Origin of the sequence: Oceanimonas sp. GK1, assembly GCF_000243075.1 — a bacterium.
Classification (GTDB): domain Bacteria; phylum Pseudomonadota; class Gammaproteobacteria; order Enterobacterales; family Aeromonadaceae; genus Oceanimonas.
On sequence record NC_016745.1, the window covers coordinates 2,301,681 to 2,312,969 of the forward strand.

Below are 11,289 nucleotides of genomic sequence, written 5' to 3' on the forward strand. Positions count from 1 at the left end.
GAATGCCGCCCGGCCAGGCCCGGCGGCGCGTGTTTTTATGGCTTTCGCGCCAGCACATGCATATAGCGGCCCAGGTGCATAAAGGGCGCGGTGCGGGAATGGGCCAGCTCCATCTCGATGATGTCTTCCTCGGTGGGAAAAGGCCCGTGCACGTTCGACATGTAGTCGTGAAACACCCGCACGCCGCTGCGCCCGGTTATAACAAAGCCAAGCTGTTGCAGCCAGCCGTCCACCTCGGCGGGCCGGCAGGGCCAGCCCGGCGTCAGTTTCTGGCGTCGTTTTCTGACCAGATTGGCGTGCACATAATCGAAGTTGCCTTTTACCAGGCTGTGATACAGCAGGCCGTCGCGGTTGTAATACATCAGCGACAAGGTCCCGCCCGGCGCCAGCAGCGCGTTTAATGTCGCCAGCAGGCCGGCCTGATCTTCCACCCACTCCAGCACGGCGTGGCACAGAATGAGATCAAACTGCCCGAGATCGTCGACGGTTAACGACTGAATGGGGCCGTGAATAAAGTCGAACCGCTCGCTCAGGCCCTTGTCGGCCACCTGAGCCCGGGCCTCATCCAGCATTTCCGCCGACAGATCGCACAGCACCACCTGGTGGCCGTCGGCGGCCAGGCGCTGAGACACCGGGCCAAAGCCGCCCCCGGCATCGAGAATGCGCAGAGGCTGCGGGCGTTCCGACAACCATTCGGCCAGATCCCGCTCCAGCACCCGCAGGCGAATTTGCCCCTTGGTGGTGCCGTAGATATTGCGGGAAAAGGTGCGGCTTTTGCCGTCGAAACTGGTATTACGCTGCACGGGCTGTTTCTTGATGATGCGAAGGCGGGTATTCTGGCACAACCCTTACGGTTAACAAATGCGAGACTGCATGAGCCCCCTTTTTTTGGCGAAAAAATGGCTGGGCAGCCTGCTTTTACCTCTGCCGCTGCTGCTTTTTTTGGCAGTATTCGGCGTGTTTCTGCTGTGGTTGCGCCATAAACGCAGTGGAATGCTCTTCATCGTGCTGCCGCTGTTGGCCCTGGTGCTGCTCAGCACCCGGCCGGTGGCCAATGCGCTGATTGCGCCCCTGGAATCCACCTATGCCCCGTTTGAGGCCAACGGCCAGCCGGTGGACGACATTATTGTGCTGGGGGCGGCCCAGGTGGCGGACCCGCGCCTGCCGCTGCTGAGCCAGCTGGGCAATGCGGCCCTGGCGCGGATCAGCGAAGGGATTCGCCTGGCTCACGCCTATCCCGACGCACGGCTGATCGTCAGCGGTTATGCCGGCGGCGAAGGGCGCTCCAGCGCCGAGCTCTATGGCGAGGTGGCGCTGGCCTTTGGCATTGAGGCGTCCCGTATTGTGATGCTGCCCGAGCCCAAAGACACCGCCGAGGAAGCCGCCGCCATCGCGCCGCTGATTGAAGGCCGCCGGGCAGTGCTGGTGAGCTCCGCCAGCCACCTGCCCCGGGCCATGACGCTGTTTGCCAATGAGGGGGCAACGCCTTGGCCCGCCCCCGTCGATCACCAGGCAAAGGAAAGCGCCGGCACCCTGCCGCTGTATACCTATTTACCCCGGGCGCGCTATCTGGAGCGCAGCGAGCTGGCCTGGCACGAGTACCTGGGCCGGCTGTGGATGCGCCTTGGTGGCCACTGAACGGACAAACTGCACAATTCGCTGGCACTTGGCCTGGCGTGCTTGGTTTAATGCCGCCCACATCCCTATAATCCCCCCATTTGACTGAAAGGAAATTTCTGATGCGACAGACTCTGGTAATGGGTAACTGGAAACTGAACGGCAGCAAGACCCTGGTGCGCGAGCTGATTTCTGCCCTCAAGGTGCCTGCCGCCGAGGCCGCCACTGTGGCCGTGGCCGTATGCCCGCCGGTGCTGTTTCTGGGCCAGGCCGAAGCCGAACTGGCAGGAAGTGTAATTGCACTGGGCGCTCAGGACGCCGACGTGCATACCGACGGCGCCTTTACCGGTGAAAACTCCCCGGCCATGTATAAGGAGTTTGGCGTGAAGTACGTGCTGGTGGGCCACAGCGAACGCCGCACCCTGCACGGTGAAACCGACGCCGTGGTGGCCGCCAAGTTTGCCGCCGTGCTGGAGCAGCAACTGGTGCCGGTGCTGTGCATTGGCGAAACCCTGGCGCAATTTGAAGCCGGTGAAACGCAAGACGTGGTAGAAGCCCAGCTGCAGGCGGTGATTGACGCCTGCGGCATCGAGGCCCTGGGCCGCGCCGTGATTGCCTACGAGCCGGTGTGGGCCATCGGCACCGGCAAAACCGCCACCCCCGAGATTGCGCAGGGTGTGCACAGCGCCATTCGCGCCTTTCTGGCCAAACAACACGCCGAGGTGGCCGCCGGCGTGCAAATTCTCTACGGTGGCTCGGTCAAGGGCGACAGCGCCGCCGGCCTGTTTGCCATGGAAGACATCGACGGTGCCCTGGTGGGTGGTGCAGCCCTCAAGGCCGATGAGTTCGCCGCCATTATCAGGGCCGGCGCATAAACGCTGCAGTCCGATAAACATGCGTATTGCCCGTAGCCACCACTTCAGTTGGCGGGGCCTGCTTGGCAGGCCTGTAATAACGGCGTTGGTGGATGAATTGCGCCTGAATGGATTCCGGCTCACAGGCCGGAATGACCACCCTTTCGGCATATCGGAATGATAAAGAGGGATTTCATGATTAAACGCATTGGGGTACTCACCAGCGGCGGCGATGCGCCCGGCATGAACGCGGCCATTCGGGCCGTGGTGCGCACCGGCCTGCATCACGGTCTGGAGGTGTTCGGCATTCAAAGCGGCTATCTCGGCCTGCATCAGGATCAGATAGTTCCCCTCGACCGCCACAGCGTGTCGGACGTGATCACCCGGGGCGGCACCTTTCTCGGCTCGGCCCGCTTTCCCGAATTCAAGCAGGAGCAGGTACGGGTTGAGGCGGTGCAGAACCTGAAAAAACACGGCATCGACGGCCTGGTGGTGATCGGCGGCGACGGCTCCTACATGGGCGCCATGTGCCTGACCGAAATGGGCTTTCCCTGCATCGGCATTCCCGGCACCATCGACAACGACATTGCCGGCACAGACTACACCATCGGCTTTGACACCGCCCTCAACGTGGCGGTGGAAGCCATTGACCGGTTGCGGGACACCTGCAGCTCCCACAACCGCATTTCGGTGGTGGAGATCATGGGCCGCCACTGCGGCGACCTCACTTCGTCTGCCGCCGTGGCCGGCGGTGCCGAGTACGTGATCGTGCCGGAAGTGGCCTTTGACCAGGATGAGCTGATCCAGCAAATCCACGAAGGGGTGGCCAAAGGCAAGAAGCACGCCATTGTGGCTATCTGCGAGAACGTGTGCGACGTTAACCAGCTGGCCCGGGACATTCAGGCCGCCACCGGCCGCGATACCCGCGCCACCATTCTGGGCCACATTCAGCGCGGCGGCACCCCCACCGCGTCGGATCGGATCATGGCCAGCCGCATGGGTGCCCGCGCCGTGGAGCTGCTGCTGGAAGGCTTTGGCGGTCGTTGCATGGGCCTGCAGAACAACCACATCGTGCACCACGACATCATCGACTGCATCAAGCACCTGCGCCGCCCCTTCAACGAAGAGATGTATCAGCTGTCGAATACGCTGTTCTGAGTGACAGGAATTCGGGACTGGGGAATAGGGACTCATCATTCCGGCCCTCAGAGCCGGAATCCATTCAACCGGCACCGCCGAGGTTACCCGAAGCAGCAGTGGGGATTGCCGTAGCCGACCATAAAATGCCACGGATGGCATTTTCGAGCGTTACAGGGAGGTACTTGAAGCGTGTCGGCGAAGCGCAACCGCGCTGATGCTTCGCGTTGCCAATCACTCTGGCGGCAACACGTGCGGCGCAAAGTTTACAGCCTGATTGGTGCCAGCCCGCATTATTGATAAGTCCAGCGCCAATTGGGCTTCTGCTCCTTATGACCATTGGCCATAATGGTCCTCACCTTCTTGCATTTGCCGAGCCGACCATGACCCACGTGGACACTCTCACTCTTGTGCTGGCCGCCCTGGCCTGCTTTACCGGCGCCTATGTGCAGACCGCCATCGGCTTTGGCATGGCGGTAGTGGCCGCGCCCATTCTGTTTTATCTGGACCCAGCACTGGTACCCGGGCCGCTGATGGTGGTGCTGCTGGTGATGTGCCTGGTGAACGGCTGGCGCTTTCGCAAGGGGCTGGAGCTGAACCTGCTGGCGCCGGCGCTGCTGGCGCGCATTCCCGGCAGTGCCGTGGGAGTGTGGCTGCTGGCAGTGCTGCCGCTGCAATGGCTGGCGGTGCTCATCGCCATCACCATCATGCTGGGGGTGCTGGTGCGGCTGAAGGACATCGCCCTGCCCATGACCCGCACCAACATGGCCCTGGGTGGCTTTCTCTCGGGGGTGATGGGCACCAGCACCACCATTGGCGGACCGCCCATGGTGCTGGTGATGCACGGCGCCGACATGCACCGCATTCGCGCCAACCTGGCGGGCTTTTTTGTGGTCTCCACCCTGATGTCGGTGGGGGCCCTGGCCAGCGGCGGCTTTCTGACCCAGGCACACCTGATGACGGCCCTGCCCCTGGCGCCGGCGGCACTGCTGGGCAACTGGCTGGCGGTGCACACCCTGCACCTGGTATCGCGCCCCATTATGCACTACGGCTCGCTGGGGCTCTGTACCTTTGCTGTGATCGGCATGTTAATCAATACCTTGACCTAATCCCCCGCAAACCGTGGCATTGTTAAACGAGGCATAAAGTCCGATAATAACCGCCGTTTATTGTCGATTGCCGAGTGATCATGTCTGAATACCTGCTGCTGTTTGTCGGCACCGTGCTGGTCAACAACTTCGTGCTGGTGAAGTTTCTTGGCCTGTGCCCCTTTATGGGAGTGTCGGGCAAGCTGGAAACCGCCATCGGCATGGGGCTGGCCACCACCTTCGTGCTGACCCTGGCCGCCGCCTGCTCCTATCTGGTGAACCAGTACCTGCTGCTGCCGCTGGACCTGCTCTATCTGCGTACCCTGTCGTTCATTCTGGTGATCGCCGTGGTGGTGCAGTTCACCGAGATGGTGGTGCATAAAACCAGCCCGGCGCTGTACCGGCTGCTGGGTATTTTCCTGCCGCTGATCACCACCAACTGCGCCGTGCTGGGCGTGGCCCTGCTCAACATCAATGAGCAGCACAATTTCATGCAAAGCCTGGTCTACGGCTTTGGCGCCGCCGCGGGCTTCTCCCTGGTGCTGGTGCTGTTTGCCGCCATGCGCGAACGGCTGGCCGGCGCCGACGTGCCCGCCCCCTTTCGCGGCCCGGCCCTGGCCCTGGTCACCGCCGGCCTGATGTCGCTGGCCTTTATGGGCTTTACCGGACTGGTCAAGTTGTAACATGACACACATTCTTATCGCCATTGCCGTGCTGGCATTGCTGGCACTGATCTTCGGGCTGGTGCTCGGTTTTGCCGCCGTGCGCTTTCGGGTAGAGTCCGACCCCATCGTCGACCAGCTCGACGAGCTGCTTCCCCAGACCCAGTGCGGCCAGTGTGGTTACCCCGGCTGCCGCCCCTACGCCGAGGCGGTGGCCAACGGCGACGACATCAACAAGTGCGTACCCGGCGGCGACGCCACCATGCGCAAGATTGCCGATCTGATGGGGGTAGAGCCCCAGGCCATGGGCGAAGAAGCCGCCGAGCCGGTGAAAAAGGTCGCCTTTATTCACGAAGACATGTGCATCGGCTGCACCAAGTGCATTCAGGCTTGCCCGGTGGATGCCATTGTGGGCTCCACCAAGGCGCTGCACACCGTGCTCGTTGACGAGTGCACCGGCTGCGATCTGTGTGTGGACCCCTGCCCCACCGACTGCATTGAAATGGTGCCGGTCAAGGTCACTCCCGACAACTGGAAATGGCAGCTCGAGCCCATTGCCATCAAGCAGGTGAAATAATGTCGCTGTTACAGGATCTTCAGGCCGGCAAACTGCACGACTTTCATGGCGGCATTCATCCGCCCGAGCGCAAGGCGCCGGCCAACCAGCACCCCATAGTGGAGGCCGGCCTGCCCGAGGAGCTGGTGCTGCAAATTCGCCAGCACATCGGCCAGCCTGCCCGGTTGCGGGTAAAAGTAGGTGACCGGGTACTCAAGGGCGAGCGCCTCACCGACGCCGACAACCCCATGATGATACCGGTGCACGCCCCCACCTCGGGCACCATCACCGCCATTGAGCGCCGGCCGCTGTGCCACCCCTCGGGCCTGGACGGCGACTGCGTCATTCTCACCCCCGACGGCCAGGATCAGTGGCGCCCCCGCTATCCCATGAACGATATTGATGCCCTTGGCGCTGATGTGCTGCTGGAGCGTATTCACGAGGCCGGCATCACCGGTCTGGGCGGCGCCGGATTTCCGGCCCATGTGAAACTGCGCCCGCGCAAAAAGGCCATTGAAACGTTGATCATCAACGGGGTGGAGTGCGAGCCCTACATCAGTGCCGACGACCGGCTGATGCGCGAGCATGCCGACGACATTCTTCAGGGTGTGGCCATTTTGCGCCATATCGTTCGGCCGCAACTCACCGTGATCGCGGTGGAAGACAACAAGCCCGAGGCCCTGGCGGCGCTCCGCGACGTCAACCGCGATGAAAACGTGCTGGTGGTGGCGGTGCCCACCAAGTACCCGTCCGGCGGTGAAAAACAGCTGATTGAAATTCTCACCGGCCAGCAGGTGCCCCGCAACGGCCTGCCCGCCGACATCGGCATTGTGGTGCAGAACGTGGGCACCGCCTTTGCGGTGAAGCGGGCGGTGCTCGACGATGAACCGCTGATCCAGCGGGTGGTGACCCTGGCCGGTGACGGCTTTGGCGAAAAGTGCAATGCCTGGGTGCGCATCGGCACCCCGGTGCGCTATTTGCTGAAGCGCTTTGGGTTTACCCCCGGGCCCGAGCCGCGCATCATCATGGGCGGCCCCATGATGGGCTTTACCCTGCACACCGCCGCCGCACCGGTGATCAAGGGCAGCAACTGCATACTGGCACCCGGCAGCCATGAGCTGTCGCCGCCGGTGGAAGAGCAGCCCTGCATTCGCTGCAGCCAGTGCGCCGACGCCTGCCCCGCCAGCCTGCTGCCACAACAGCTGTACTGGCATGCCCGGGCCAATGAACACGACAAGCTCAACAGTCATCACCTGTTCGACTGCATTGAGTGCGGCGCCTGTGCCTGGGTGTGCCCCAGCCAGATCCCCCTGGTGCAGTATTACCGGGTGGCCAAGGCCGACATTCGCCAGGCCCAGCGGGAAGCGGAGCAGGCCGAGCGCGCCAAACAGCGTTTTGAAGCCCGCCAGGCCCGCCTGGAGCGGGAAAAGGCCGAGCGCCTGGCGCGCCAGCAAAAGGCCGCCGCCGAGCGCAAGGCGCGAATGGAAGAGCAGGTGGCCGCCGGCGGTGAAGATCCGGTGGCCGCGGCCCTGGCCCGGGTCAAGGCCCGCCAGCAGGCGGAAGGCAGCGACGACATGGCCGCCGCCCGCGCCGCCCGCAAGGAAGAAGCCCGCCGCAACCGCGAGCGCAAGGCCGCCGAGTCTGCCACCGGCGAGGCTGCCAGCCCCGCACCGGCCGAGAATAAAGCGGATGCGGTGGCTGCCGCCGTCGCCCGGGCCAAAGCGCGTAAGGCTGCCCAGGCCGCAACCACCGGCGAAACACCGGCAGTGAACGACGGTGACGATAAGAAGTCGGCCGTGGCCGCCGCCGTCGCTCGGGCCAAGGCCCGCAAGGCGGCTCAGGCCGCGGAGCAAAGCATGCCCGATGCCGCACCGGCGGAAACGTCCGACGACGATAAAAAAGCCGCAGTGGCCGCCGCCGTCGCCCGCGCCAAGGCTCGCAAGGCGGCCCAGGCCGCTGGGCAAAGCACGCCCGATGCCGCACAGGCGGAAAAATCCGACGACGATAAAAAAGCCGCGGTGGCCGCCGCCGTCGCCCGTGCCAAGGCGCGCAAGGCCGCTCAGGCCGCTGAGCAAAGCACGCCCGATGCCGCACCGGCGGAAAAATCCGACGACGACAAAAAAGCAGCAGTCGCTGCCGCCGTCGCCCGCGCCAAGGCCCGCAAAGCGGCTCAGGCCGCGGAGCAAAGTGAGCCGGTGCCCGACGCCCCACCGGCGGAACAATCCGACGACGATAAAAAGGCCGCCATTCGCGCCGCCGTGGCCCGGGCCAAGGCCCGCAAGGCCGCGGCGGCCAGTTCAACATCGAAACCGGAAGACGAGTCCTAATGGGTTTTCATATCAGCAGTTCACCCCATGATCACGCACCGCTCAGCACCAATGTGCTGATGCGGCGGGTCTGCTATTGCCTGCTGCCGGGTATGGCCGTGCAGTGGTGGTATTTTGGCTGGGGCAGCCTGGTGCAAGTCGCCCTGGCCGTGCTCACCGCCTACGCCGCCGAAGGCCTGGTGCTCCGGCTACGTCATCACTCCCTTAGCGTATTGCGGGACAACTCGGCCCTGCTCACCGCCTTGCTGATTGGCATTGCCATTCCGCCGCTGGCGCCCTGGTGGCTGGTGGTGATCGGCACCGCCTTTGCCATTATCATCGCCAAGCAGCTGTACGGCGGCCTGGGCCAGAACCTGTTCAACCCAGCCATGGTGGCCTACGTACTACTGCTGGTGTCGTTTCCGCTGCCCATGACCAGCTGGCTGCCGCCGCTTTCGCTTCAGCAATACCCGCCGGGGCTGGCCGACACCCTTTCGGCCATTTTCACCGGTTATACCCTGGACGGCTTCAGCCCGCATCAGCTACGCGAGCTGGCCGACGGCACCACCATGGCCACGCCCCTCGACACCCTGAAAACCGGCTTTACCCAAGGGCATACCGCCGGTGAAATGCTGAACAACCCCATTTTCGCCGGGCTGGCCGGCATTGGCTGGCAGTGGGTCAACCTGGCCTACCTGGCCGGCGGCCTGGCCCTGCTGCGGCTGAAGCTCATCAGCTGGCCCATTCCGGTGACCATGCTGGCGACCCTGGCGGTGCTGAGTTTGCTGGGCTTTATGATCTCCCCCGACACCACCGCCGGGCCGATGATCCATCTCTTTTCCGGTGCCACCATGCTGGGGGCCTTCTTTATTGCCACCGATCCGGTGTCGGCGTCCACCACCTTTCGCGGCCGGCTCATTTACGGCGCCCTGATCGGTCTGCTGGTGTACCTCATTCGTACCTTTGGCGGCTACCCCGACGCCATCGCCTTTGCGGTGCTGCTGGCCAACCTGACGGTGCCGATGATCGACAGCCTGACCCAACCCGCCACTTACGGAGAGCGTCGCTAATGCTGGAGATGATGCGCAAAAATGGCCTGGTGCTGGCCGCCTTCGCTCTGGTCTGCACCGCCCTGGTGGCCTTTACCAATAGCCTGACCCGGGACACCATTATCGAGCAGGAGCAGGCCCAGCTGCTGGCGGTACTGAACGAACTGCTGCCCGACAGCACCCACGACGAGCCGCTGTTTGAACACTGTGTAAAACTGGCAAGCCCCCAATACCTGGGCAGCCGTGACCCACTGCCGGCCTTCACCGCGGTCAAGCAGGGCGAGATACAGGGTTATGCCATTGAGGCCATTGCCCCCGACGGCTACAGCGGCGAAATCAAGCTGGTGGTGGGCGTGAAGGCCGACGGCGCGCTCTCCGGCGTACGGGTGCTCAACCACAACGAGACCCCGGGCCTGGGCGACAAGATTGAGCTGAAAAAATCCGACTGGTTGCTGGACTTTGACGGCAAGCGGCTGAACGGCGCCGAAGACACCCGCTGGGCGGTGCGCAACGACGGCGGCCAGTTCGACGCCTTTACCGGCGCCACCATCACCCCCCGCGCCGTGGTGGGTGCCGTGCGCAAGGTGCTGCTGCTGGTGAGTGAGCAACCCGAGCTGCTGAGTAACGCCCCCCGCTGTGGAGAAAGCCTGTGAACGAACAGCACAAAGACATCATTCGCCAGGGCCTGTGGAGCAACAACCCGGCCCTGGTCCAAATTCTGGGCCTGTGCCCGGTGCTGGCGGTGACCAACACCCTGACCAACGCCATGGGCCTGGGGCTGGCGACCCTGCTGGTGCTGGTGGGCTCCAACCTGTCGGTGTCGCTGGTGCGGCAATGGGTGCCCAACGAGGTACGCATTCCCATCTACGTGATGATCATCGCCAGCCTGGTGACCTGCGTGCAGCTGCTGATGAACGCCTTTACCTACGGCCTGTACCAGTCGCTGGGCATCTTTATTCCGTTGATCGTCACCAACTGCGTGATCATCGGCCGGGCCGAGGCCTTCGCGTCCAAAAACAGCGCCCCGCTGGCGGCGCTCGACGGCCTGATGATGGGCCTGGGCTTTACCGCCGTGCTGCTGGTGCTGGGCGGCCTGCGCGAGCTGCTGGGCATGGGTACCCTGTTTGACGGCGCCGAGCTACTACTGGGGGACTGGGCCGCCGGTCTGCGCGTGGATGTGCTCCATCTCGACAACGGCTTTTTGCTGGCCATTCTGCCGCCCGGCGCCTTTATTGGCTTAGGCTTGCTGGTCGCCGGCAAGAACTGGCTGGACGGCCGGCTGGCGGCTCGCCGCGCCCCAGTGGCCAAACCCGAAATCACCCGAGCGCGAGTGACCTCGTTATGAACATGGATAAACGCCGGCAGATCCTGGAGCGGCTGCGGGCCGAAAACCCGCACCCGACCACCGAGCTGCATTTCAACAATCCCTTTGAGCTGCTGATCGCCGTGCTGCTGTCGGCCCAGGCCACCGACGTGAGCGTGAACAAGGCCACCAAGGGCCTGTTTGCCGCCGGCCCTACCCCCGCCGCCATGCTGGCGTTGGGGGTGGACGGGGTAAAGGAGCACATCAAGACCATCGGCCTGTTCAACTCCAAGGCCGAAAATGTCATCAAGACCTGTGCCATCCTGCTGGACAAACACGGCGGCGAGGTACCGGAAAACCGCGAGGCACTGGAAGCCCTGCCCGGGGTGGGCCGCAAAACCGCCAACGTGGTGCTCAACACCGCCTTTGGCTGGCCCACCATTGCCGTGGATACCCATATTTTCCGCTTGTCCAACCGCACCCGGTTCGCACCGGGCAAGAACGTGGACGAGGTTGAGCAAAAGCTGCTGAAGTGGGTGCCCGCCGAGTTCAAGCTCGACGTACACCACTGGTTTATTCTGCACGGCCGTTATGTCTGCACCGCCCGCAAGCCCCGCTGCGGCGCCTGCGTGATTGAAGATTTGTGCGAATTCAAGGACAAGCAATACCCGGACAGCTGAATGCCAATATCCCGGTCTTCTCTATACTAAAACCCAG

12 protein-coding genes are annotated in these 11,289 nt (G+C 63.5%); 11 read left to right on the forward strand and 1 reads right to left on the reverse strand.

The features are described from left to right. Nucleotides 1-35 precede the first annotated feature (35 nt). The gene (locus tag GU3_RS10885) at nucleotides 36-803 is read right to left on the reverse strand and encodes a methyltransferase domain-containing protein (RefSeq protein ID WP_014292588.1); all 768 of its coding nucleotides are present in this window, start codon (nucleotides 801-803) and stop codon (nucleotides 36-38) included. Between the two features lie 70 nt (nucleotides 804-873). Between GU3_RS10885 and elyC the strand changes: the two genes are divergently transcribed. The 11 genes from elyC to nth all read left to right on the forward strand — a co-directional run bounded on the left by elyC (nucleotide 874) and on the right by nth (nucleotide 11,252). Next, nucleotides 874-1,638, forward strand: coding sequence for an envelope biogenesis factor ElyC (gene elyC / locus GU3_RS10890; protein WP_014292589.1), 765 nt, complete (start codon nucleotides 874-876; stop codon nucleotides 1,636-1,638). A gap of 101 nt (nucleotides 1,639-1,739) precedes the next feature. Continuing rightward, nucleotides 1,740-2,492, forward strand: coding sequence for a triose-phosphate isomerase (gene tpiA / locus GU3_RS10895; RefSeq protein WP_014292590.1), 753 nt, complete (start codon nucleotides 1,740-1,742; stop codon nucleotides 2,490-2,492). 174 nt (nucleotides 2,493-2,666) lie between these two features. Continuing rightward, a complete protein-coding gene (pfkA, locus tag GU3_RS10900) occupies nucleotides 2,667-3,629 on the forward strand; it encodes a 6-phosphofructokinase (protein WP_014292591.1) in 963 nt (320 codons plus the stop codon). 362 nt (nucleotides 3,630-3,991) lie between these two features. Next, nucleotides 3,992-4,717: a sulfite exporter TauE/SafE family protein gene (locus GU3_RS10905; RefSeq protein WP_014292592.1), complete on the forward strand. Its 726-nt coding sequence runs from the start codon at nucleotides 3,992-3,994 to the stop codon at nucleotides 4,715-4,717. 80 nt (nucleotides 4,718-4,797) lie between these two features. Continuing rightward, nucleotides 4,798-5,379, forward strand: coding sequence for an electron transport complex subunit RsxA (gene rsxA / locus GU3_RS10910; protein WP_014292593.1), 582 nt, complete (start codon nucleotides 4,798-4,800; stop codon nucleotides 5,377-5,379). Between the two features lies 1 nt (nucleotide 5,380). Further along, nucleotides 5,381-5,935, forward strand: a complete 555-nt coding sequence (gene rsxB / locus GU3_RS10915) for an electron transport complex subunit RsxB (RefSeq protein ID WP_014292594.1) — start codon at nucleotides 5,381-5,383, stop codon at nucleotides 5,933-5,935. Then, nucleotides 5,935-8,241, forward strand: a complete 2,307-nt coding sequence (gene rsxC, locus GU3_RS10920) for an electron transport complex subunit RsxC (RefSeq protein ID WP_014292595.1) — start codon at nucleotides 5,935-5,937, stop codon at nucleotides 8,239-8,241. The genes rsxB and rsxC overlap by 1 nt, the downstream gene beginning before the upstream one ends. Then, the gene (rsxD, locus tag GU3_RS10925; RefSeq protein ID WP_014292596.1) at nucleotides 8,241-9,290 is read left to right on the forward strand and encodes an electron transport complex subunit RsxD; all 1,050 of its coding nucleotides are present in this window, start codon (nucleotides 8,241-8,243) and stop codon (nucleotides 9,288-9,290) included. The genes rsxC and rsxD overlap by 1 nt, the downstream gene beginning before the upstream one ends. Further along, nucleotides 9,290-9,922: an electron transport complex subunit RsxG gene (gene rsxG, locus GU3_RS10930; protein ID WP_014292597.1), complete on the forward strand. Its 633-nt coding sequence runs from the start codon at nucleotides 9,290-9,292 to the stop codon at nucleotides 9,920-9,922. Before rsxD ends, rsxG begins: the two co-directional genes overlap by 1 nt. Next, nucleotides 9,919-10,614, forward strand: a complete 696-nt coding sequence (locus tag GU3_RS10935) for an electron transport complex subunit E (protein WP_014292598.1) — start codon at nucleotides 9,919-9,921, stop codon at nucleotides 10,612-10,614. Before rsxG ends, GU3_RS10935 begins: the two co-directional genes overlap by 4 nt. Next, nucleotides 10,611-11,252: an endonuclease III gene (gene nth, locus GU3_RS10940; protein WP_014292599.1), complete on the forward strand. Its 642-nt coding sequence runs from the start codon at nucleotides 10,611-10,613 to the stop codon at nucleotides 11,250-11,252. The genes GU3_RS10935 and nth overlap by 4 nt, the downstream gene beginning before the upstream one ends. Nucleotides 11,253-11,289 lie beyond the last annotated feature (37 nt).